Source organism: Leeia oryzae DSM 17879, from assembly GCF_000376945.1.
Classification (GTDB): Bacteria; Pseudomonadota; Gammaproteobacteria; order Burkholderiales; family Leeiaceae; genus Leeia; species Leeia oryzae.
The window spans coordinates 545,666-569,395 of record NZ_AQXU01000025.1 but is presented as its reverse complement, the minus strand read 5'-3'; the positions used below and the strand labels follow the sequence as shown (position 1 = coordinate 569,395).

Below are 23,730 nucleotides of genomic sequence, written 5' to 3'. Positions count from 1 at the left end.
TTACTGGCCGATGATCTCGAGTTTGAAACCACTGTCTGCCCAGGCGGCACTTTCCTGTTTCAGGGCAGTGGCGGTGAGCGGATGTGCCTCCAGCCATTCGGTGCTGATGGCCAGCTTGAAGCCGTTTTTGGTCACCGACAGTTCGGTTGCCGGCAGCTCCATATCGCGCCGGCTGCGGTGAAACAGCACCGCCAGCCGCAAGGCCAGAATTTGCGCCCGGCGCGCGGGCAGGGCCAGCAAATGCATCAGCTTGCCCAGCTTGCCGCGGTGCGATAAAGCCAGTTGCGCCAGCTGCAATTGCTCCGGCCGGGAAAACCCGGGCATGTCGGCATGTTCCAGAATATAGGCGCTGTGCTTGTGATACCCGGTGTGGGATACCGACAGGCCGATCTCATGCAGTCTGGCTGACCACTGCAGCACCTGCTCTGCATGTTCATCGGTGAGCGACATGGACTGTTCCAGCTGCTTGAACAAATTCAGCGACAGGGAGGATACCCGCTCGACCTGTTTGGCATCCACATGGTAGCGGCGCTTGAACTGGGTCACGGTGGTATCACGCATGTCTTTGTGGTGATGGCGGCCGATCAGGTCATACAACACGCCGTCGCGCAACGCACCCAGGGTAATTTGCATCTGCTGGATGCCCAGTTCGGCAAACACCGCACACATGATGGCAAACCCGCCCGGCAATACGGGTGCACGGTCTGCGCGCAAGCCATTGAGTTGCAGGTTATCGATGCTGCCTGCCTTGATCAGAATGCCCTTGAGTTTTTCCAGGCCTTCCAGCGTGATACCGGAGGGTGACAGGTCATTCAGTTCCAGAATGTCGGACAGCGAACGGGCCGTACCTGATGTGCCGATGGCAATCTGCCATTCGTCCGGACAGAATTCGGTGACGATGCTTTGCAGCTCGGTACGGGCCGCCAGAATGGCGTACTGCAGGTTGTTCTTGGTGATCTTGCCTTCGGGGAAGAATTTCATGGTCCAGCTGACGCAGCCCATGAACAGGCTTTCCAGCTTCAGTGCCTTGTATTGTGACCCGATGATGAACTCGGTAGACCCACCGCCGATATCGACCACCAGACGCCGCTCTTTGGTGGCCGGCAAGGAGTGGGATGCGCCCAGATAGATCAGGCGGGCTTCTTCCCGCCCGGCAATGATTTCAATCGGCACGCCCAGCGCCGCTTCTGCCGCTGGTAGCACAATGTTGGCATTCTTGGCCACGCGCAGGGTATTGGTGCCAACGGCACGGATGGCTTCCGGCGGAATGTCACGCAAACGCTCGCCAAACCGTTTCAGACAGTTAAGTGCACGCTCGATGGTCTGGGCATCCAGGCTGCCGTCTTCTTTCAGGCCAGCCCCCAGACGCACCGTGTCTTTCAGGGAGTCGAGCGGGTAGATCTGGTCGTCCACGACCCGGGCCACTTGCAGCCGGAAACTGTTGGAACCAAGGTCAATTGCAGCAATGGTATCGAAACTCACATAAACTCCGGCAGTAAAATGACATGTACCCCTTTATTTAGACGCAAAATAAAGGGGTACACAAGTTTTTTCGTCATCCGCGTACAAACCGCAGGCCGGATTTGTCCGGCAGGGATGTGCAAATGAGGATCAGATGGCAGGCATCAGGCGTGATTATTCATCCGTGCTCATCGCGGCACGTTCGACATCGGCCAGCGACAGGTGACGGATATCTTTGCCTTTCACCATGAACACAACGTATTCCGACATGTTCTTGGCGTGGTCGCCAATCCGTTCGATGGACTTGATGATGGTGATGATTTCCAGCGAGCTGGAAATGGTGCGCGGGTCTTCCATCATGTAGGTAATCAGCTGGCGCAGGACGCTATGGTATTCCTCGTCCAGTTGTACGTCGTCCTTGACCACGCTGGCGGCTTGCACCGCATCCAGACGGGCAAAGGCATCCAGTGCCTTGCGCAGCATGGAAATAGCCACTTCGGCGGCGTGCTTGATTTCGTTAAAGCGCGGCACCTGTACGCGGTTGGCGTCAAACAGGTTGCTGCTCATGCGGGCAATCTTCACAGCTTCATCGCCGATCCGTTCCAGATCGGTAATGGTCTTGATCACGGTAAACACCATGCGCATGTCACCGGCGGCCGGCTGGCGGCGAGCAATGATATGCTGACATTCTTCGTCTACCATGACTTCCAGCGAGTTCACGCGGTGGTCAGAATTGATGACTTTGGTGAGTAGCTCACGGTTGGCGGTGGCCAGTCCGTCGATGGCATCACGAATCTGTGCTTCTACCAGGCCGCCCATTTCGAGCACGCGTCCGCGGACGCTTTCCAATTCCTGGTCAAACTGGCGGGATGTATGGTCAGGCATCTCACGCTCCTTTTCTAGCTTAAAGTTCTAATCCCGCTATGCTATAGAGGGAATGTGACAGAAAGATGACAAGTCTGAAAACAGGTGGCAAACAAGACATCCGCCCGCCTGACTGACTGACGACAGGCGGATGATCAGGCTTAGTTGCGGCCTGGAGCAGGATTGCGGTGGGTTTCTACGCCAGTAGCGGTGCCCAGCAGCAGGATATCGGCCGGACGCAGGGCAAAAATGCCGTTGGTGACCACGCCCGGAATCTGGTTAATGGCAGTTTCCAGTTTGATGGGCTCGTCAATGGTCAGGCCATGGACATCAATAATCCAGTTGCCATTGTCGGTAACGGTATTTTCGCGCCAGGCTGGATGACCGCCCAGCTTGACCATTTCACGGCCCACCAGGCTGCGCGCCATCGGAATCACTTCGACCGGCAGCGGGAACGCGCCCAGTACGCGTACCAGCTTGCTGGCATCTGCAATACAAATGAATTTCTCGGCCGTTTGTGCCACGATCTTCTCGCGGGTCAGGGCTGCACCACCGCCTTTGATCATCTGCAGGTTGGCGTTGATTTCATCGGCACCATCAACATAAATCGGCAAGTCACCAATGGCCGTCAGTTCAAACACGCGAATACCATGGGCTTTCAGACGGGCGGCAGAGGCTTCGGAGCTGGCCACGGCACCATCAATCTTGTGCTTGATATCGGCCAGTGCATCAATAAAGTAGTTGGCGGTCGAGCCGGTACCCACCCCAACGACCCAGTCGTTTTCAATGTAATCTGCAGCGGCGCGGGCTGCGGCCTGTTTTTGCTGGTCAACGCTTAAAGACATGATGGTTCCTGATCAAGAACATGGAGGCACCATAGCGCATCCATGGGGGTCAAAATGCGGGGCTGACCGGTGAAGGGCGGCCGTTTACTTACCGCCATTTTACTCCGAAAACCGCAGATCGACGAACCATGTCCCGGCTTTTTGTCGGACCGGCTGATTGTTTGTGTGCGTAATAAATCCCGGAAACCGGTTCCCCCAAGGCGCGCGGGCTGTTATCCTAACGGTTTGATCCCGCAGCTTAATTTCTTAATTCTGGTTGGCCAAATGAAGTTCGATTATCTGGAAAATATCCTGACCGCACCCGTCTATGACGTGGCCGTTGAATCTCCGCTGGAAGAGGCCAAAGCCCTCTCAGGCCGAATTGGCAATACGCTGCTGCTAAAGCGCGAAGACATTCAACCGGTGTTTTCCTTCAAGATCCGTGGTGCTTACGCCCGCATGGCCGTGCTAAGCCAGGAAGAACTGGCCCGTGGCGTGATTACCGCCTCTGCCGGCAACCATGCACAAGGGGTGGCCATGGCGGCCAAGGCCCTGGGCTGCAAGGCCACCATCTGCATGCCGGCCATTGCCCCGCAGATCAAGGTGAACTCGGTCAAGGCGCGCGGCGCAGACGTGATTTTGCACGGCGAGAACTTCGACATTACCAACCAGTACGCACAGGAACTGGCCAAAGAGCGTGGCGCCACCTTTGTGCCGCCGTATGATGACCCGTACGTGATTGCCGGGCAGGGCACGGTGGGCATGGAAATCCTGCGCCAGCGCAAGAATATCGATGCCATTTTCGTGCCGATCGGCGGTGGTGGCCTGGCTTCCGGCATTGCCGTCTATGTAAAGCGCCTGAAACCGTGGATCAAGGTCTATGGGGTGGAGCCGTTCGAGGCCGACTCCATGTACCAGTCCATTCAGGCAGGCGAGCGCGTCAAGCTGCCGCATGTCGGCCTGTTTGCCGATGGCGTGGCGGTGAAACTGGTGGGCGAGCACACCTTTAACCTGTGTAAAGAGTTGCTGGATGGCGTCATCCGCGTGACCAACGATGAAATGTGTGCCGCCATCAAGGACGTGTTCGAGGACACCCGCTCTATTCTGGAACCTGCCGGTGCACTGGCGATTGCCGGAGCCAAACGTTGGGCGCAAGATAGCGGGGCAACCGGGCAGACGCTGGTCGCCATTGCCTCTGGCGCCAACATGAACTTTGACCGGCTGCGCCATGTGGCCGAGCGTTCCGAGATCGGTGAATCGCGTGAAGCTGTGTTTGCGGTAACCATTCCGGAACAGCCGGGCGCCTTCAAGGATTTCCTGACCCAGATCGGCAACCGTTCGATTACCGAATTCAACTACCGCTACTCCGACAAGGTGAAGGCGCATATTTTTGTGGGCGTACAGGTGCAAAATCGCGCCGAAGCGTCTGCCATCGTGCAGCAGCTGTCGGATTCGGGCCATGCCACGCTGGACCTTACCGACAACGAGCTGGCCAAGCTGCATGTACGCCATCTGGTTGGCGGGCACGCCAGTGCCAGCCACGAACGTCTGTTGCGCTTTGAATTCCCGGAACGTCCGGGTGCCCTGATGGGGTTCCTGAACAGCATGAGCCGCGGCTGGAATATCACGCTCTTCCATTACCGCAACCATGGCGCCGATTACGGTCGGGTGCTGATCGGCATTCAGGTGCCGGAGAATGACGCCAGCGATTTCCAGCGGTTCCTGGATGATCTGGGCTACGAATTTGTCGAAGAAACCCAGAACCCGGCATACACCTTGTTCCTAGGCTGATTTAACACACTGATGTGGTGCCGGCCGGGAATTTTTCTTGGCCGGTACACTCGAAAAAACCAAGGCCGCCCATATATACAGGGCAAGCTGACAATCCTCTGTGAATTTGATCCGGAAACCCTATTCTTATCATGATGTTACTGAATAACCCGATTCGCCGCGCCCTGTTGCAACTGGGTGCCCTATGCGTGCTGACAACCAGCCTGACGGCTGTGGCAGCCCCTCCGTTTGTACCGCCCGCACCGGCCATTGCCGGCAAGGCCTACATCCTGAACGATTTTTACAGTGGCAACACGCTGGCCAGCGTTGACCCGGACAAGCGCGTGGAGCCAGCCTCGCTGACCAAGCTGATGACCGCCTACCTGACTTTTCACGCGGTACGCGAAGGCAAGCTGAAGCTGGACCAGACCCTGATTCCATCGCCAAAAGCCTGGAAGGCCGAAGGCTCGCGCATGTTTGTGGAGCCCAACAAACCGGTACGGGTGGATGACCTGATCAAGGGCATGATTGTCCAGAGCGGTAACGATGCCTGCATTACGCTGGCAGAAGCCATTGCCGGGTCGGAAGAAACCTTTGCCCACCTGATGAATGACACGGCGCAAAAGCTGGGCATGAAAAATACCCACTATATGAACGCCACCGGTTTGCCAGACCCGAACCACTACACCACGGCACGTGATCTGTCGATTCTGGCGGCTCGCATCATCCGTGAATTCCCGGAGTTCTTTCCGATCTATTCCATGAAAGAATTCACCTATCACGGCATCAAGCAGCCTAACCGCAACTTGTTGCTGTGGCGTTCTCCGGATGTGGACGGCATGAAAACCGGCCATACCGACAGTGCCGGTTTCTGCCAGGTCAGTACCATGCACCGTGAAGGCCGACGCGTGTTGTCCGTGGTGCTGGGCACCGCCAACGAAGAAGCACGGGCGACAGAAAGCCTGAAGCTGCTGAACTACGGCATGCAGTTCTTTGATACGCCAAAACTGTACAGCAAAGGCCAGGCCTTGCAGAGCGTCAAGGTCTGGAAGGGTAGCGATGCCACGGTGCCAGTCGGGTTCTTGCAGGACTTTTACATGACCCTGCCCAAAGGGGCGGCCAAGCGCGTGCAGGCCCAGCTGGTTACCCAGCAACCGCTGATTGCGCCGGTGACGGGCGGGCAAAAGGTCGGGCAGGTGACGTTCAAGCTGGACGGCCAGACACTGGGTACCTACCCGATTGTGGCCCTCAAGCAGGTCAGCCAGGCAGGCGTGTTCGGTCGCATGAGCGACACCGTCAAGCTGTGGTTTGAATAAGCGGTAGATTTGATTTTTGTTAGCCCGGGCGTGGTCAAAAACACGGCCCGGGCCGTAAAAGGTAAGCCATCATGAGCCAGGCAGACAACCAGGAAACGCTACTCACTTTCCCTTGTGCATTCCCGTTGAAAATCATGGGTTTGCGTACGGACGAATTCACGCAGGTGATCGTGGACGTGGTGAAGGTTCACGCCCCTGACTTTGATGCCAGCACGGTAGAAATGCGTGCCTCTGGCAGCGGTAACTATATTTCGCTGACCTGTACCATTACCGCGACTTCCAAGCCGCAGCTGGACGACTTGTATCGCGCCTTGTCCAGTCACCCGCTGGTCAAGGTGGTGTTCTGATCCATGCAGATCAACATTCGCCAGTTTGGCATGACCGACTACCAGCAGGCGCTGGATGCCATGCAGGCGTTCAACGCCGCCCGTACCGACGATACGCCGGATGAAATCTGGCTGTTGCAGCACCCGCCCGTCTATACACTGGGGCTGGCCGGCAAGCCGGAGCACTTGCTGCGTGCCACGGAGATTCCGCTGGTCAAGATCGACCGGGGTGGCCAGATCACTTACCATGGCCCCGGCCAGATCGTGGTCTACCTGATGCTGGACCTGAAACGTCACGGCCTTGGGGTGCGTGAACTGGTCCGCAAGATGGAAAACAGCATTATTGCCGTACTGGCACGACATGGCGTCTCTGCCCGCGGCGACGAAGCGGCACCCGGCGTGTACGTGGATAGCGGTGCCAAGATTGCGGCACTTGGCTTGCGTGTGCGGCGCGGGTGTACCTACCATGGGTTGTCACTGAACGTGGATATGGACCTGACCCCGTTTGGCTGGATCAACCCGTGCGGTTACCAAGGGCTGGAAGTGACCCAGGCCCGCAATGAAGGGGTGAGCGCCCCGATCGAGCAGCTATCGACCGAACTGCTCGAAGACATTCATCATCATATTCTGCCGGGAACCGAGTGGGTCCGGGCACAAGCTGCATGGCCAGCCATTTCTCAAGGACAGACGACATGACCACCGATTCCAATCCTACACCACCCGTCAAGAAAGAAGTCGGGGTCAAGTTGAAAGGTGAGGACAAAACCTCCCGTATCCCGATCAAGATTGTCCCGCTGGATACCCCGCTGAAAAAGCCGGACTGGATTCGGGTGAAGTCTCCCAACAGCGCCCGTTTTCACGAGATCAAACAGATCCTGCGCGAGCAAAAACTGCACACGGTCTGTGAAGAGGCCAGCTGTCCGAACATTGGCGAATGCTTTGGCGGCGGTACTGCCACCTTCATGATCATGGGTGACATCTGTACCCGTCGTTGCCCGTTCTGTGACGTGGGCCATGGCCGTCCTAACCCGCTGGACCCGAACGAGCCGATTCACCTGGGCGACACCGTTGCCAAGCTGAAGCTGAAATACGTGGTGATTACCAGCGTGGACCGTGACGATCTGCGTGATGGTGGTGCACAGCATTTTGTGGACTGCATTCAGGAAATCCGCAAGCAATCACCAGAAACCCGTATTGAAGTGCTGGTACCGGATTTCCGCGGCCGCCTGGATCTGGCGCTGGAGGTGTTGTCCACCGGTACGCCGGACGTGATGAACCACAATCTGGAAACCGCCCCCCGTCTGTACAAGCAGGCGCGCCCGGGTTCGGATTACCAGCACTCATTGACCCTGCTGAAAGAATTCAAGGCCCGCTTCCCGCATCTGCCGACCAAGTCCGGCATCATGGTCGGGCTGGGCGAAACCGATGAAGAAGTTTTTGAAGTGATGCGTGACATGCGCGCGCACGATATCGACATGATCACCATTGGCCAGTATCTGCAGCCATCGGCCCACCATCTGCCGGTGTTGCGCTATGTCACCCCCGAGCAGTTCAAGGTGTTCGAGCAGGCCGCCTACGACATGGGCTTCAAGCACGCGGCGGTTGGTGCCATGGTCAGGTCCAGCTACCACGCAGACCAGCAGGCGCATGGCGTGTAAGTAACGGTGAAAGATTAGTGAGTGATGAGGAAAATCCATTAGCGCTTTTAATGGGTTTTTCTGGAAATCATTTTAAAACAACGGTTCGCCATTCATTTCTGTCTTAAAAAAGATGAAAATGGATGGCGAATTAACTTGTGTGGTGGGGCGGTATGTCCAGGTCGTCAGCTACCCGGTACACAACCAAATCCTCCAAGAGCTAAGATTGTAGTTCGGCCAAAGCTGTCTAGTGCCAGCGAAGGTAACTGTGTCTGCTATCGACCCTATCCGGACGTTGGGAACGCGGTCGATTGAAGGTCAGCTTTCATCTGCAACCGTTCGATTACTGTTAGGACGCTAACTATTTCATTACTGATAGGGGGGTGTGATAGCGGTGAACGACATCACGTACTGGTCAAACACTAATATTGGCGTATTCTGTTAGTAGGGTGGCGCGTTCCGCATATAGTCGTCAGGGCTTTATGCCTATACTCCTTGCATGCACTTCCGAAGTGCCAACTGTATGTTTAACCATCTCAAGGAGTGTGCAATGTCCAAACAAGTCGCCCTTATTACCGGCGGTGCTACCGGTATCGGTAAAGCTGTCGCCCTCAAGCTCGTCGCTCAAGGCGTTAACGTCGTCATGAGCGGTCGCCGAGCAGAAGTCGGCGCGGTTGCCTTGGCCGAAGTCTCAGCAGCCGCACGCGACGGAGCCCAAGTTCGCTTCGTACAAAACGATGTGTCCGACGAAGCCAAGGTTAAATCAATGATTGACGGCATCGTGGCTGAATTCGGCCGACTCGACATGGCCGTCAACAATGCGGGCATCTTCAACGAGTATTCTTCGCTGAACCGATCCGAGACTCAGAACTTCCGCGACATGCTTGAAGTAAACGTGATGGGCGTGTATTTCAGTATGAAGTACGAAATTGCCCAAATGCTCCATCAAGGCAAAGGGGCTATCGTCAATTTGGCATCGATTGCCGGCCTGAACGGCATCCCCTGGGGCGGAACCTATGCGGCCACCAAGCATGCGGTGGTTGGTCTTACTAAGTCGTCAGCACTCGACCATGCGGCGCAAGGCATCCGTATCAACGGTGTGGCGCCCGGAGCTATCCGCACTGACATCATCGCAGAGCAGTTGAACAGTAATCTCGCCGAACTTGAAGCAATGCACCCCATGCAGCGAGTGGGAAAGCCGGAAGAGATAGCGAATGCCATCAGCTGGCTGCTCTCGGACGAGGCTAGCTTCGTCACTGGTCACATTCTCAACGTGGATGGTGGCTTCCAAGCCAAATAAACATAATGACCAGCTCTATTCCAGACAAAATGAAGGTGCCTAGCGCGCTGTGGGAGGGCCTCAAGCGGGTTGAGATCGACCGTGCTGAGGTAGTCCGCCGGGCGGCACTGCCGCTCACCGTGCTGAAGGACGATACGCAGATTTCCACGGCACAGTTTTTCGCACTATGGCGTGCCATTGAAACCGTTAGTCAAGACGCGACTATCGGGCTAAGCATCGCATCTGTTCTGGATGGGGCTGTCATGCCCTTGGCTTTAGTAGCTGCTCAGCATGCAAGGGACTTCCGTGATGCGCTGAATCGGGTGGCCCGGTTCAAGCGCCTGTGCACGCCCGAGGATGTTGTACTCACCGAAAAGGGTGACCGCGTCGACATCGTTGTCCGCTGGCCGCATGCCGCCTCAGTTTCGATTCCATATTCCCTGATCGATGCCTCGATGGCGTCGCTCGTGGAGCTCGGCCGCAGAGGAACTTCGGAACGGTTGATACCAGTCGTGCTGGAGTTGGCCCGTCCTGCGGCATCGAGGTCCGCGCTCGAACGGTATTTTGGCTGCCAAGTCAGGTTTAATGCCGTGGAAGACCGTATTAGTTTCCGGCGAGATGACCTCGACAAGCGATTCGTCACTTACAACAGGGACTTGTTGGAGGTTATTGCGCCAGAACTGGACCGGCGTCTTGAACACCATTTGATGTCGGATTCTGTTGCTGAGCAGGCCCGCTGGGTACTGCGCCGGCGCTTGACGGCTGGTCGGCCGGACATTCGTTCGGTCGCAGCAGAACTGGCTATGAGCGAACGCTCCCTACAGCGGCGCCTGACGGATGAGGGTGTCAGTTTCCAGGCCCTTGTGAGTGATACAAGACATCAGTTGGCACTTGAGTATTTGTCTGACGCTTCCTTGGCGCTCATTGAAGTTGCCTATATGCTTGGCTACGAAGACAAGAATTCGTTCTTCCGAGCCTTCAGGCAGTGGGAAGAACAAACGCCATCGGAGTGGCGAGTCGCAAATCTAACGAATCGCTCACTGATTAGGTAGGGTCGGTTACGATGAAAGTTCTGTTTTTTGGAGCCTCCGGCATGGTGGGTGGAGGCGTTCTGCGCGAGTGCTTGCTTGCGGCTGACGTTGAACGAGTGGTTTCCATCGGTCGTTCGGCATTGCTGTTGGACCATCCAAAACTGGTTCAGGTGGTGCGTCCGCATTTTGCGACAGACACATCCGAAATTACGGATGATGACCTGCGCAACGTGGATGCATGCTTTTTCTGCCTCGGGGTATCGGCATCGGGCCTCTCTGAGGAGAAATACACAGCGCTGACATACAGCCTCACGATGGCGGTGGCTGAGCGCCTTAGCAGCATCAGCCCGCAGGCGAGTTTCGTTTATGTATCGGGCGCAGGGGCAGACAGTAGCGAACAAGGTTCAAGCATGTGGGCCAGGGTTCGGGGTAAAACGGAGAACGCACTGCTACGCCTACCATTCAAGCATGTACATGTCTTGCGTCCGGCAGTAATTCAGCCATTGAACAACGCAGTGTCCAAGACTGACTCCTATCGCATCTTCTATAAAGTCTTGAGCCCCTTGCTCACTTTTGGCCGGAAGCTTTTCCCGTCATATGTTCTAACCACCGAAGTTATCGGTCAGGCTATGCTCCAGATTGCACGCAGGGGAGCGCCAGTATCTGTGTTGAACGCAGCCGCCATCTATGAAGTTGCATGCTCATCAGTAGAAGCTAACTCAAAGAGATGACAGCAATCAGATAGCAATGGCTGCTTCCGAAACCACAACGGCCTTTGCAGCCGAGCGCTGTTGGGGTGGGTGAGTTTCCGCTTTTGGCAGACAACAGACATTCTAGAATATTTGCATATACGGCTGCTTCGGCCGAATATTGGACATAGCCGCCCATCATCCACACCCAGACAAGTTTGCTTCTTTTATCAAAAGCAAACTTGATCTCTGGTTGTTATTCTGGCCGGCTTTGAGCGGGGGAAACCCTATCACAAGGTAAACCGTCTTTGGCCGAAAAACGGCTGTGAATGACGGTTGGCATAGCCGCTTACCAACGTTGATGCACGTATTGGGCAATCCGGCTTACGTAGATTTGACGAAGCGCTTCCATGGTGTCGTCCGGCAAGGCTGGCAAGGTGCTGGCATGGGCGTTTGATGCTGCCTGCAGTGCACTTTTAGCGCCAGGAATCACGCAACTCACCGCATCCTCCATCAAAATCCAGCGCAGCGCAAATTGCGCCATCTGGGTACCCTCGGGTACCAGTTTCCGGATGTCATCGACAACGGATAGCGCAACTTCGTAGGGTACGCCCGCGAAAGTTTCTCCTTTGTCGAAGGCTGCACCTTCCCGGTTAAAATGACGGTGATCATCTGCGGCAAAGACGGTGGCTAAACTCATCTTCCCGCTCAACAGCCCGGATGCAAGCGGTACCCGTGCGATCACGCCGATGCCGCGTTTTTTTGCCTCTGCAAAAAACAGGCTCGCGGGGCGTTGTCTGAAAATATTGAAAATGATTTGTACGGTTTTGACATTCGGGTACTCGATGGCCTTGAGCCCTTCTTCGACTTTTTCAACAGACACGCCGTAGTGCTGGATTTTTCCATCCGCCACCAGTTGATCCATGAATTCGAAAACTTCGGGCTGATAATAGATGCTGGTTGGCGGACAGTGAAGCTGGACCAAATCAAGACAGTCAGTTTGCAAATTGCTGAGAGAACGATCAACAAACGCGGTCAGGTTTGCTTTGGTGTAACCTTCTGCCACATGGGGTGACAGGCGTCGGCCGATCTTGGTTGCTACCGTGGGTTTGATACCGCCTCGTTCTTTCAGTACCGCAGCGATCAGCCGTTCTGAACGGCCGTCTCCGTAAACATCTGCCGTATCAATGAAGGTGGTTCCCTGATCAAGGGCGGCATGTAAGGCGGCTTTCGCATCCTGCTCTGGCACATTTCCCCATGAGCCACCGATAGCCCATGCACCAAACCCGATTTCCGAAACGGTTTTTCCCGTACGACCCAGTTGTCTATCGTTCATATGAGTTATCGCTCCTTACGCATCCATTGGTCGGCGTTGATATCTATTCACATCAACGGGGGGCTTACTCCTATGGTAATCCTCTCGCCTGTTAGCGTCGAGTCGGCATGTGGTGACCATCACTTAGGGCTGCTTTTTGCCCGCATGTCTCGATCTGTTGTACCTCTCCCTCGCCTGTCTTTTTCATGCACCGGACATTTGCCGGTCAATTCCGACGATCTGCCGGACATTCTGTAAACATGCAAGATGTTCCATGCGAGTTTGCATGCCACCATATTGCCAGGCTTCCCGAGATAACCCGGGCCGTGTCTGGCCTGGTGTGTGGTCGGGCATCCTGTGCATCGTTAGCGCGTCCCCCCGTGAAGAGGCGGTAACGATGCGTCCCCCTGTGAAGTAACGTAACTTGCAAGACTCTTGGAGAGAAACCATGCAATTTCGCCGCTGTTTATTTGTTGCTGCCGTTAGTTTGCCCATGCTGAGCGCGCCTGCCTTTGCAGACATTGTCGTTAAATTCGGTCATTCAGGCCCTTTGACAGGGCCGGCAGGCCACCTGGGCAAAGAAAATGAAAATGCAGTCCGGTTGGCGCTGGAAGAGGCCAATGCGAAAGGAATGGTCATTGGCGGTCAGAAGGTGTCGTTTGAACTCGACAGTGAGGATGATGCCGGTGACCCCCGCACCGGCACACTGGTGGCACAGAAACTGGCCGATGCCAAAGTGTCGGCCATTATCGGGCACATGAACTCCGGGGTGACGATTCCAGCCTCCAAAATTTATGCAGCGGCAGGCATTCCCCACATTACGCCAAGTTCGACCAACCCCAAGCTGACGGAGCAAGGCTACGCAACGACTTTCCGGCTGGTGGGCCGTGATGACCAGCAAGGTCCGGCACTCGCGATTTTCGGGGTGCAAAAGCTGAAAGGCAAAACCTTTGCCGTGATTGATGACCGAACCGCTTACGGCCAGGGTTTGGCAGATGAGTTTGAGAAAAAAGTAAAAGCGCTTGGCGGAAAGGTGGTTTCCCGCGAGTTTACTTCCGACAAGGCGACAGATTTCATGTCGATTCTGACCAGTATCAAGGGTCGCAGCCCGGATGTCGTGATGTATGGCGGGATGGACGCGACGGCCGGGCCATTGCTAGTCCAGATGCGCAGATTGGGTGTGAAATCCAAGGTGTTGCTGGGCGATGGCGCCAGTACCGGTGACATGGTCCGTCTGGGCGGGGAGGCGATGGACAGCACGGTGTATAGCTCTCAGGCGGCCATGGATATTGCGAAAATGCCGGGAGCAAAAGAGCTGCAGGCCAAGTACCAGAAACGTTTTGGCGTGCCGCTGCAGGGGTATGGTTACCAGGCTTATGATGCAACCAACTTTTTTCTGGCCGCCATGGTCAAGGCAAAGTCCACTGACCCAAAAGTCTTTGTGCCGGCCATGCATGAGGTCAAGGTAAAAGGCGTGATCGGGCCGATCAGCTTTGATGCCAAAGGGGATATGAAATCACCCGCCATTACGATTTATGGCTATGACAAGAACTTTAAAGAGAACGCTGGCTGGAAAGCGGCCGACATGATTACGATGAAGTAAGCCGTCACTTAACTCTCTCCATCCTCGATGGATTTACGGGGGAACCATTACACCGGTTCCCCATTTTTTTGCCTGCCAACAGCGTTGTGTGCATGGGTCAAGGTTAGCACGCATCCGGCGTGTCATCGATCTGGCCCTGGCGGCCACCGTGTCTAGCGTGCAACAGACATCATGTTTGCAAATGGATGAATAACCACAAGACCATCAACGCATTTCACGGTCAATATTTCGCCGCAACACGATCGACGTCGTCAGATCGCCTACCGTTTCGTGTGCGGCAAGCCAGTCTCGGACCCGGTTAAGTCCGTCAATATTGCTTGCTTCGATTTCCACAATCAGGTCAAGTTCGCCACTCACCGACGAGACCCGTCGCACTTCGGGCTGTTCTGCCAGCAGGTCCAGTAGCTGGTTTGCTGGGGTACGCTTGAGGCTCACCAGCAGGATGGCACGAATGATATTGGCGTTGATTTCGCCAATATCGGCCCGATACCCCCTGATGACACCGCGTTTCTCCAGGTTCGTGACACGTTCACTCGTTGCGCTGCGTGATAGCCCGACACGGGCGGCCAGTACCTTCACCGCAATTCTGGCGTCCCTGGAAAGGATGGTCAAAATTTCGCGGTCAATTGCATCGAGCTCTCGCATCAAATACCTTCTTGGTTAACCCGGCTAGATGCCGGTCTATTCCGACAATCTGCCGGACATTCCGGAAACATGCATGATGCCCCAAATCAGCTTGCATGCCAACATATTGCCTGACGTGCTGCTGCGGCATGCAGCCCGGAACACTCACGATTGATGTTGCTTGTGACATGCCGCCCGGAACACTCACGATTGATGTTGCTTGTGACATGCCGCACTGGCGGTGGCACAGGCTTATTTAAAACACATTGGAAGCTTGATATGACGGATCTTACTCGCCCTGCACCAAACTATAGCGTCACCGATGCCGAGCAACTCTGCGAAGAGATGTTTGGCGTGAAAGGGGTGGCGTCCCCGCTGGATGGGGAGCGCGACCGGAACTTCCGCGTGAAAACCGGTAGCGGCCAGGACTGGATTCTCAAGATCGTGAATGCCAGCGAGCCCGGTGTGGAGAGCGAGTTTCAGACGGCATTATTGCACCACCTGACCGAAACCGACCCGGCGATGCCGGTCCCGCATTTAAGAGCGAGCCTGTCCGGCAAGCTGCTTGGTTCGACCGTCTCGGCGACCGGAGAAACACATGCGGTCCGTCTGGTGTCATGGATTCCGGGGACGCCGCTGGCCAAGGTCGACAGGCGCTTGGCGTTGCTCGGCAATCTGGGGCGTACGCTGGGAGAGCTTGATCGTGCCTTGCAGGGGTTTATTCATCCGGGGGCGTTACGCGACCTGGATTGGGACCTCCGCCATGCCGCCCGCTCACGCTCGCGTTTGCACTTTGTACAAGACGAAGCGCAACGGGCACTGCTGGAGCGTTTTATCGTGCGCTTTGAGCGTCAGATTGCACCGAAGCTGTCCCGCATGCGGGCACAGGTCATCCATAATGATGCCAATGACTGGAATGTCCTGGTGGACGAAGCACAGCCAGAGAACATTGCGGGTCTGATTGATTTTGGCGATGCTGTCCATTCTGTCCTGATTGCCGATGTGGCGATTGCGTGCGCCTATTCGATTCTGGAGACAGCGGACCCGATTGGGACCGCAGGTGCGCTGGTTGCCGGTTTTCACGAGAAGTACCCGCTGTTGCCGGAAGAAGTCGATATCCTGTTTGATCTTATCGCGATGCGGCTGGTCACCAGCGTGACGTTTTCGGCCTCTCGTCATGATCGCACGCAAGACAATCCTTATCTTGCGATTAGTGAAGCACCCGCGTGGCGGCTGTTATACCGGCTGGATGCCATGAATCCCCGTTTTGCGACGGCCATGTTGCGCAAGGCGTGCGGATTTGATGCGGTCGAAGGTGCTGGGGCAATCCGGCACTGGATTGCTGCCAACACCCGGCATTTTGCGCCGATCGTACGTCCGCACCCGGCCACGATGACCAAGGCGCTGGTGCCGTATGGTGATGCCACCCACTACATGACCGTGGAATCGGCAGCCCAGCATCCCACGAATGCGACGGCATGGTGGGAGGATTTCTGTGCCAGTCACCATGTGCAGCTGGGCATCGGGCCATGGGGAGAAAAAAGAACGGTGTATACCAGCCCTGCGTTTGCGTCGAAATTCATCCAGGGCGAATACCGGATTCACCACCTTGGCGTGGACCTGTTCATGCCAGCCGGAACGGCGGTGTATACACCACTGGATGCGACCGTTCGCAGTGTGCAAATCGAGCCCGATCCGCTTGATTATGGCGGTTTGATCACGCTGTTGCACGAACCCGAAGGCTGCCCGCCTTTTGTGACGTTGTGGGGGCATATGGGGCACGAGGCCGTGACGCGTCTGCAACCAGGCCAGAAGCTGGCGGCGGGGGACCTGGTGGGCCATATGGGTGGCATGACCGAGAATGGTGGCTGGACCCCGCATCTGCATCTTCAGGTGTCGACGGACATCCATCTTGCGGCATCGGACATGCTGGGCGTGGGCGAGACGGCGTATCTTGATGTGTGGGCGGATGTTTTTCCGGATGTGGCGGCGCTGGCCGGTATTCCCCCCGAGGCGTTTACCCAAGAAGGGCGCTCCTGTCCGGAGATCATTTCACGCCGGAAAGAACTGCTGTTGCCAAATTTATCCATGTCTTATTCGGAGCCGATCAAGTTTGTGCGCGGCGATGGCGTCTGGCTGATTGATCATCGCGGGCGCGCCTACCTGGACTGCTTTAACAATGTCTGCCATCTCGGCCATGCGCATCCCGAGGTTGTCGAGGCGATTGCCAGGCAGGCGGCCATCCTCAATACCAATACCCGCTATTTGCATGACAATATTATTTCCTATGCCGAGCGTTTGACGGCCACGCTGCCGGCTGGGCTATCTGTCGCCTCCTTTGCCTGCTCGGGCAGCGAGGCCAACAGCCTGATGTTGCGCATGGCGCGCCAGCATACCGGTAGTCAGGATGCGCTGGTGCTGGACTGGTCATATCACGGTACGACGCAGGAACTGATTGAACTGAGCCCCTACAAATACAAGCGCAAAGGGGGCAAGGGGAAGCCGGACCATGTGTTCCAGGCGGATATTCCCGATAGTTATCGTGCCCCAGCGGATTGGCCGCTAGAGGAGCATGGCAAGCGGTTTGCGCAAAGCGTGGCCGAGCAGATTGAGGCGATGAAAAAGCAGGGCCGCAAGCCCGCCTTCTTCCTGGCGGAATCCATCCCCAGCGTTGCCGGGCAGGTGTTTTTCCCTGAAGGATATCTGAAAGAAGTGTATGCCATGGTACGTGCCGCCGGCGGGCTTTGTGTTGCCGACGAGGTTCAGGTTGGTTTTGGGCGTGTTGGCAGCCACTGGTGGGCTTTCGAGATGCAGGATGTTGTGCCGGATATCGTGACCATGGGCAAACCCATCGGCAACGGGCACCCCATGTCTGCACTGGTGACCACACGAGAAGTGGCAGACAGTTTTAATAATGGCATGGAATACTTCAATACCTTTGCCGGTAACCCGGTCTCTTGTGCCGCTGGCCTGGCGGTGCTGGACGTGATTGAACGCGACGGGCTCAAGCAAAATGCGCTTGATATCGGTCACTATCTGCTCAAGGGTTTCCGATCGATGCAAGCGCGTTACGACATCATCGGCGACGTGCGCGGGCAGGGGTTGTTTCTTGGCATCGAACTGGTGCTGGACCGCAAAACCAAGGAACCTGCGACGGCACTGACCAAAAGGATCTGTGATGGCGCGCGGGAGAGAGGGGTCCTGATGGGGACGGAAGGCCCGTTTGATAACGTGCTGAAAATGCGGCCATCCATGATTTTCAGCCAGGCGAACGCGGATTACTTGCTGAGTGTGCTAGAAGACAGTATCGAGGCTGCGCTGCGCTAAGCGGGGGGTAATAGGCGGGAAAAGACGGAGCGTCCGTTGTGATGGCCCAATGCGGTTGCGTGTAGCGCTGGGTCATCCCACCGGCAGGCCATCAAGACAAAGCCGCCTGCCGTGGTGATTGGCAGGCGGCTTTGTGGCTGACGGCCTGGGGTTTAGTCAGGCATTTGGATATCTTCAGGCACGCAACGTCGTGCCTCGTCTTCGCTTAGGCCAGTGATGCCTCTATTTGCCGGGACTCAATCCGGTTCCGGCCATTTTGCTTGGCCAGATACAGTTGCTGGTCCACCGTCTGGATAAAGTCGGTGGGGGTCAGGTTGTCGTCTGGCAGGATGGTACCGACGCCGATACTGACCGTCAGGCGCAGGCCGTGCGGAGAACCCGTGTGGGCGATGGCCTGTTTCTCGATCAGGCGCTGGCAGCGTTCTGCCACCCGCAGTGCACCGCTGGCATCGGTTTCCGGCAGCATGACCACAAACTCTTCACCGCCGTAACGCGCTACCAGATCACGCGGGCCAGCCAGCCCTAGTTGCAGCGTTTGCGCAATGCTGGTCAGGCATTTGTCGCCTTCGATATGGCCGTACAGGTCATTGAACTGCTTGAAGAAGTCCACATCGAACAGCAGTAACGACAAGGGCTGGCCGCTGCTGCGTGCGCTTTCCCACTCGATGTCCAGACTCGCATCAAAACGGCGGCGGTTGGCAATGCCGGTCAACCCGTCCTTGAACGAGAGGGCTTCCAGCTCTTTTTGCAGCGACAGCAGTTTTTCTTCGGTCTTTTTGCGTTCGCTGATGTCGAACATGAAGCCGATCAGCGAATCGACTTCACCTTGTTCGTTGCGAACCACGTGAACGACATCGCGTATCCACACATAGCCGTTTTCTCTGGTCAGTGCCCGGTAGTCGGCTTCGTGGTCTACCCCGGCCTTGGATTGTGAAACGCAGAAATTCACCACATAGTCGCGATCTTCCGGATGAATGCGCATGGCCCAGTCTTCGGCAGAAACCCAGCTCTCCTGGCTCCAGCCCAGCAGCGGCTCGATTTGCGGGCCAATATACGCAAACTTCATGCTGGCCCAGTCGATCTTCCAGGGAATGGCCTTGGTCGATTCCAGCAGGGTTTTGTAAACCGCGCTGTCACTGCTGAGTTCGCGGACGTCGGACATATCAGACATATCTGACTTTCTCCATGCGTTGATGTGAGGGGAGGGTGTATCTCAACCAATAGCGACGGGTCTGCTGTGCCGGGTTGCTATCGCGTTCCAGTACCAATAGAAAAAACCGTCGTTGTTTTGTAATAACGTATGGGTGACGATGCTGTTTTGCCGGATGTCACCCCAGCAGGCGCGGGCCGAATTGCGGTTATTGTGCAGGTCGATGCATTCCAGCGTCTCTGAAGCAGGCTTGGGCGGAATATACAATGCACTGCCGCGCGGTACCCACAGGTCTGCCAGCCGGATCTTGCCAAGCTTGGGCCAATAACGGCCCACCGAGATGACCAACGGCTGGGTCGGGTCGGTCGAAGCAAACACGTGCGGGAAGTTGTGGTGTTCCAGGTCGGTACATACCACGCTGAGCAAGGTGTTGCCGGTGCCCTGGTAGGGTGACCAGTGCCCTGCAAATACACCGTATTCGTATTCGATTTGCTGCAGTTCCACCACGGGGCTGCTCAGCATCACCGCTTGCCCTGGTTCAACCAGGGTGATGCCAAAGGCCGCGGCGATGTCTTTGGTCGCCCACAGCGGTTCGAATTCGACCTCTTGTGCCGCAAACCCCAGCTGGGTTTCGATGCCGTATGGCAGGGTGGGTTTGACGTTTAGCACATCCGCGACCACATACTCTTTGCCAACGGCCAGCGCGGGCTGGGTCGTGGCAGGTATTAGTGGCGTGATGCCTGGAGGTAATTCGCTGACATAGGTTGGCACGCCGTTTTGGTTGTAAAAGAAGGGCGTGTTGACAGTATTCACCGTGGTTTCGTGAATCTGTTTGATGAATAGCGGTGCATCAAAACCGAGGTCGGACATGGGTACGTCACTCCACCTGTTGAGCAAGCAGTGCACCTGCCAGACGGGCAGCAACAGTCAGGTGCGAATCAGAAACGCCACATTATGCACATTCAATGATAAGAATGTATAGCATTTCTGCGGCGGTGACGGAGATGGGTAGGCAGGTGCAGGCTAGCCCTTGTTACAAGGGGCGCCGAAACCCGTACACCTGCAGCGTACCTTGCAGAAAATCGAGGTCGGGAGAGCGGGTAAAGCCTAACCGCTCGTACAGGTGCCATGCGGTTTGCATGGCCTGGGTGGTATGCAGGATGACCTGTTGCTGCTGCTGGTCTTTGGCGCACTGGATGCAGGCTTCAGTCAGTGCCTTGCCGATACCTTGTCCGCGTGCCGCATGGCTGACTCCCAGCAAGCGGATGCCCGCCGCATGTGTTTCTTGCGTGGCGGAGCCGCCAGACCCGTATTGGGTCATGTCACCAAAGTAGACGATGCCGCCCAGCACCGTAGCGTGCTGATCCACGGCGACCAGCACCCGGGTGGCGGGTTTGTCGGTAAACCGGCCGATATGGGCCAGCATGTCGTAATAACCGGGCTGCTCTGCGGGCGTAGGAAACCCCGGCAGGCTGGCATAGACCTCGCACATCAGCCGGCCGAGCGTGTCATGCTCTTCTGTGCGGATGTCGCGAATCTGGAACGGGGTGGGCATTGTCGCTTTAGAATAAGTTTCGGGAGCCATGACAACTGTCTGCCTATAATGAACTATTCGGGGTGTTGTTGATTCCAACCGTAGATACACACTTATATGGGGAATGTTGCCATGAAACAGATCAAGTTGCTGGGAATTGCGGGCAGTTTGCGCAAAAAATCGACAAACCAGGGGTTGTTGCGCGCAGCAAAAGCGCATTTGCCGGAAGGCGTGAGCATGGAAATTGCCAACCTGCTGGATATCCCGTTTTATAACGCGGATATTGCCGAAAGACCGGCTTCGGTCCAACGGGTGCTAGACCAGATCAAGGAGGCCGACGCCCTGGTCTTTGCCTGTACGGAATACAACTACTCGCTGGCACCTGCGCTGAAGAACATTCTGGACTGGGCCTCACGCGAGCCAAACAACGCACTGCTGGCGGGCAAGTCCGTCGCCATCATGGGCGCGGGCGGCGGCATGGGGTCTTCTCGTGCCCAGTATCACCTGCGGCAAGTATGCGTGTTTCTGGATCTGTATCCGATCAACAAGCCAGAGGTGTTTGCCCAAGCCATGTCCGCTTCGTTTGATGCGGAAGGTAACTTGATTGAAGAGCGCTTGATCCAGCTGGTAACGACCCAGATGGAGGTACTGGTTGCCAAGGTCAGAAACCAGCACGATTGACCGGCATGTACACGTCGGGCCTGTCATCCGCAGATGGCGGGCCCGCGTTGCGTCTTAGCTGCCCGCCCACGGCAAGGGTGGTGCAACCAGACGTCTTTCGTCTGGATTATCCACCACCCCAAAGCGTGGGTCTTTGGCTGCCCACTGTTGCTGGGCTTTCATGATGTCTTCTTTGCTGTGTCCGACAAAATTCCACCACATGGTAATCTGCTCTGCAAAGGGTTCTCCGCCCAGCAGCAGCAGGCGCGTGCCAGCGGTCAGCTCAACCGTCACGGCTGCTGAACCGGCCCCCAGATAAGCCAGCTCGTTGGTGTTGAAGGCTTCTGCCCCACACGTAAAGCCGCCTTCCAGCGCAAACAGTCCATATTCGAAAGCAGGGTCAAGCGGCAGGGTCAGTGTCGTTGCTGCCGAGGCGAGGACATCCATGCCGATCAGCGGGGTATAGAGCGTCGCAGGGGCGGTGTGCCCGGCATACGTACCTGCCAGCAGGGTAAAGGTGCAGTGGTCAGCCACCCAGCGTGGCAGGACCGGGTAGTGGTCAAAGGCCGGCGCACAGTCTTTGGCGCTGGATGGCAGCGCAATCCAGAGTTGTGCCAGATGCATGCCGGTGGCCTCTGGCAGCGTATCTTCGGTATGGACAATGCCGTGGCCGGCCGTCATCAGGTTGACTTCACCGGGGCGGATGACCTGCTTGCTGCCCAGACTGTCCCGGTGCAGCACTTCGCCTTCAATCAGCCAGGAGAACGTTTGCAGGCTGGTGTGCGGATGCGCCCCTACATGCATGCCCTGGCCCGGCGCAAAGGGCATCGGGCCGGCGTGGTCTAGAAAGCACCAGGCACCAATCATGCGGCATTGTTTGGTGGGCAAGGCACGGTAGACAATCATGCCCTCTCCCAGATCGGTGGCTTTGGCTTCGATGCGCTGGATCGGGTTCATGTGTGCTCCTTGCTGGGGCGAAATTGGCGATGTTTGGCGGGTTCAGGTGCAGCTTAATACATGGGCGCCGGCTTTGCAGCTGATTTCGTCTGGGTTGTCCGGAACGGCTACAGACCGTCAGGCCGCCGCCAGCCGCCTTGTACCCCGCCTTTGGAGAGGACCCACTGCCAGAGCTGAATGTCACGCGCGCGGAAAGACCCGGCACAAGAGAGCAGGTAATAGCGCCACATGCGTTCGAACCGCTCTCCCAGTGTGCTGGCAAATGTCGGCCAGGCCGCTTCGAAGTTGGCGTGCCATGCCATCAGGGTGCGGTCGTAATCGGTGCCAAAGTTATGCAGGTCTTCCACCACAAACAGGTGTTCGCAGGCCTTGCCGATACCGGCGATGGTGGGCAGCTCGCCATGCGGGAAGATATATTTGTCGATCCAGGGATCTGTGCCGTGCCCGGTCTCGTTGCGGCCAATGGTGTGCAGCAGAAACAGCCCGCCTTCCGGCAGGCAGTGATGTACCACGTGCATGTAGTCTTGGTAGTTTTTCTGGCCCACGTGCTCGAACATGCCCAGGCTGACGACCCGGTCAAACGTGCCGCTGATGTCCCGGTAGTCCTGCAGAAAAAAGGATACCGGCAACCCTTCGCAGAGCTGTTCGCCCAGTCTGGCCTGCTCGGCAGACACTGTCACGCCGACGCAGCTGACGCCATAGTGCTCGGCGGCAAATTTCATGAAACTGCCCCAGCCGCAGCCGATATCCAGTACCCGCATGCCGGGGGTCAGCCCCAGCTTGCGGCATACCATGTCCAGCTTGTGCTCCTGCGCTTCGTCCAGCGTGGTGGCGTTGTGCCAGTAGCCGCAGGTATAGGTCATGCGCTTGTCCAGCATGGCCTGGTAGAAGGCGTTGTTGAGGTCGTAATGCTGTTTGCCGACTTGCCATACGTGGCGCTGACTCTGGTGGTTGAACCAGCGGTGGCGCAGCATATGGAACAGCATGGGCAGGGGTTTGATCTGGTCTGCCAGGTGGGCGCGGGCGATGTGTTCGAACAGCTGGTCCAGCCGCTCGCACGTCCAGTGTCCGTCCATGTAGGCTTCACCGAAACCGAGGCTGCCATAGGCCAGCACCCGCTCCGGTACGTCCGGGCTCAATAGTTGGATGTCCCAGGGCCGATTACCATCCAGCTGGACGTCGGCCTTGGCCAGCAGGGAGGACAAGACTTGCTTTGCAGAGTTGTTGTCCGGCTTTCCTGTGGGGATCCAGCCGTCCAGTGTCTTGGTGTTGTCATTCATCTATATGGCTCCTGCAATCGGGTGCCAGACAAAATCTCGGGTGGTGCTCGTGATTAAAAACTATGCAATTTTTCTACGCAAAT

The 23,730-nt window shown here is 56.6% G+C and carries 21 protein-coding genes; 11 read left to right on the top strand and 10 right to left on the bottom strand.

Annotation, left to right across the window (positions count from 1 at the left end; translation table 11 throughout):
* From ppx to rpiA, 3 genes are all read right to left on the bottom strand, one after another.
* A complete protein-coding gene (ppx, locus tag F552_RS0116180; RefSeq protein WP_018152811.1) occupies window positions 1–1,482 on the bottom strand; it encodes an exopolyphosphatase in 1,482 nt (493 codons plus the stop codon).
* 153 nt (window positions 1,483–1,635) lie between these two features.
* Complete coding sequence (gene phoU, locus F552_RS0116175) at window positions 1,636–2,346, bottom strand: phosphate signaling complex protein PhoU (RefSeq protein WP_018152810.1); 711 nt, start codon at window positions 2,344–2,346, stop codon at window positions 1,636–1,638.
* Between the two features lie 140 nt (window positions 2,347–2,486).
* Window positions 2,487–3,170: a ribose-5-phosphate isomerase RpiA gene (gene rpiA / locus F552_RS0116170; RefSeq protein ID WP_018152809.1), complete on the bottom strand. Its 684-nt coding sequence runs from the start codon at window positions 3,168–3,170 to the stop codon at window positions 2,487–2,489.
* Window positions 3,171–3,434: 264 nt separating this feature from the next.
* On the opposite strand from rpiA, the gene ilvA reads away from it, so the two are divergent.
* The 8 genes from ilvA (at window position 3,435) to F552_RS0116130 (ending at window position 11,239) form a co-directional block, all read left to right on the top strand.
* Window positions 3,435–4,940, top strand: a complete 1,506-nt coding sequence (gene ilvA / locus F552_RS0116165) for a threonine ammonia-lyase, biosynthetic (RefSeq protein ID WP_018152808.1) — start codon at window positions 3,435–3,437, stop codon at window positions 4,938–4,940.
* A 131-nt stretch (window positions 4,941–5,071) separates the two neighbouring features.
* Window positions 5,072–6,235, top strand: coding sequence for a D-alanyl-D-alanine carboxypeptidase family protein (locus F552_RS0116160; protein ID WP_018152807.1), 1,164 nt, complete (start codon window positions 5,072–5,074; stop codon window positions 6,233–6,235).
* Window positions 6,236–6,306: 71 nt separating this feature from the next.
* Window positions 6,307–6,582 carry a YbeD family protein gene (locus tag F552_RS0116155; RefSeq protein WP_018152806.1) on the top strand — a complete coding sequence of 92 codons (276 nt, stop codon included), beginning with the start codon at window positions 6,307–6,309 and terminating at the stop codon, window positions 6,580–6,582.
* 9 nt (window positions 6,583–6,591) lie between these two features.
* Window positions 6,592–7,257 carry a lipoyl(octanoyl) transferase LipB gene (gene lipB, locus F552_RS0116150; protein ID WP_373280227.1) on the top strand — a complete coding sequence of 222 codons (666 nt, stop codon included), beginning with the start codon at window positions 6,592–6,594 and terminating at the stop codon, window positions 7,255–7,257.
* Entirely contained in the window at window positions 7,254–8,219 is a 966-nt protein-coding gene (gene lipA / locus F552_RS0116145) for a lipoyl synthase (protein WP_018152804.1), read from the top strand. The genes lipB and lipA overlap by 4 nt, the downstream gene beginning before the upstream one ends.
* A gap of 529 nt (window positions 8,220–8,748) precedes the next feature.
* Window positions 8,749–9,498: an SDR family NAD(P)-dependent oxidoreductase gene (locus F552_RS0116140; protein WP_026182812.1), complete on the top strand. Its 750-nt coding sequence runs from the start codon at window positions 8,749–8,751 to the stop codon at window positions 9,496–9,498.
* Window positions 9,499–9,503: 5 nt separating this feature from the next.
* Complete coding sequence (locus tag F552_RS19640; RefSeq protein ID WP_033375685.1) at window positions 9,504–10,529, top strand: AraC family transcriptional regulator; 1,026 nt, start codon at window positions 9,504–9,506, stop codon at window positions 10,527–10,529.
* Between the two features lie 11 nt (window positions 10,530–10,540).
* On the top strand, window positions 10,541–11,239 hold the full coding sequence (locus F552_RS0116130; protein ID WP_018152801.1) for a Rossmann-fold NAD(P)-binding domain-containing protein: 699 nt from the start codon (window positions 10,541–10,543) through the stop codon (window positions 11,237–11,239).
* Between the two features lie 307 nt (window positions 11,240–11,546).
* Here the strand turns inward: F552_RS0116130 and F552_RS0116125 are convergent, their stop codons facing one another.
* Complete coding sequence (locus F552_RS0116125; RefSeq protein WP_018152800.1) at window positions 11,547–12,533, bottom strand: aldo/keto reductase; 987 nt, start codon at window positions 12,531–12,533, stop codon at window positions 11,547–11,549.
* 427 nt (window positions 12,534–12,960) lie between these two features.
* On the opposite strand from F552_RS0116125, the gene F552_RS0116120 reads away from it, so the two are divergent.
* Window positions 12,961–14,115: a branched-chain amino acid ABC transporter substrate-binding protein gene (locus F552_RS0116120; protein WP_018152799.1), complete on the top strand. Its 1,155-nt coding sequence runs from the start codon at window positions 12,961–12,963 to the stop codon at window positions 14,113–14,115.
* Window positions 14,116–14,319: 204 nt separating this feature from the next.
* Here F552_RS0116120 and F552_RS0116115 read toward each other — a convergent pair whose 3' ends face one another.
* A complete protein-coding gene (locus F552_RS0116115; RefSeq protein WP_018152798.1) occupies window positions 14,320–14,760 on the bottom strand; it encodes an Lrp/AsnC family transcriptional regulator in 441 nt (146 codons plus the stop codon).
* Window positions 14,761–15,018: 258 nt separating this feature from the next.
* Between F552_RS0116115 and F552_RS0116105 the strand changes: the two genes are divergently transcribed.
* A complete protein-coding gene (locus F552_RS0116105) occupies window positions 15,019–18,066 on the top strand; it encodes an aminotransferase class III-fold pyridoxal phosphate-dependent enzyme (RefSeq protein ID WP_018152796.1) in 3,048 nt (1,015 codons plus the stop codon).
* 205 nt (window positions 18,067–18,271) lie between these two features.
* On the opposite strand, the gene F552_RS0116100 is transcribed toward F552_RS0116105, so the two are convergent.
* The 3 genes from F552_RS0116100 to F552_RS0116090 form a co-directional block, all read right to left on the bottom strand.
* Entirely contained in the window at window positions 18,272–19,237 is a 966-nt protein-coding gene (locus F552_RS0116100; RefSeq protein ID WP_018152795.1) for a GGDEF domain-containing protein, read from the bottom strand.
* 42 nt (window positions 19,238–19,279) lie between these two features.
* Complete coding sequence (locus F552_RS0116095) at window positions 19,280–20,086, bottom strand: hypothetical protein (RefSeq protein WP_018152794.1); 807 nt, start codon at window positions 20,084–20,086, stop codon at window positions 19,280–19,282.
* Window positions 20,087–20,249: 163 nt separating this feature from the next.
* Window positions 20,250–20,801: a GNAT family N-acetyltransferase gene (locus tag F552_RS0116090; RefSeq protein WP_211208302.1), complete on the bottom strand. Its 552-nt coding sequence runs from the start codon at window positions 20,799–20,801 to the stop codon at window positions 20,250–20,252.
* Between the two features lie 81 nt (window positions 20,802–20,882).
* On the opposite strand from F552_RS0116090, the gene F552_RS0116085 reads away from it, so the two are divergent.
* Window positions 20,883–21,431 (top strand): NADPH-dependent FMN reductase, encoded by a 549-nt coding sequence (locus tag F552_RS0116085; protein WP_018152792.1) that lies wholly within the window; start codon window positions 20,883–20,885, stop codon window positions 21,429–21,431.
* Window positions 21,432–21,485: 54 nt separating this feature from the next.
* Here the strand turns inward: F552_RS0116085 and F552_RS0116080 are convergent, their stop codons facing one another.
* Both F552_RS0116080 and cfa read right to left on the bottom strand, forming a co-directional pair.
* Window positions 21,486–22,367 (bottom strand): pirin family protein, encoded by an 882-nt coding sequence (locus F552_RS0116080; RefSeq protein ID WP_018152791.1) that lies wholly within the window; start codon window positions 22,365–22,367, stop codon window positions 21,486–21,488.
* A gap of 107 nt (window positions 22,368–22,474) precedes the next feature.
* Window positions 22,475–23,647, bottom strand: coding sequence for a cyclopropane fatty acyl phospholipid synthase (gene cfa / locus F552_RS0116075; protein WP_018152790.1), 1,173 nt, complete (start codon window positions 23,645–23,647; stop codon window positions 22,475–22,477).
* Window positions 23,648–23,730 lie beyond the last annotated feature (83 nt).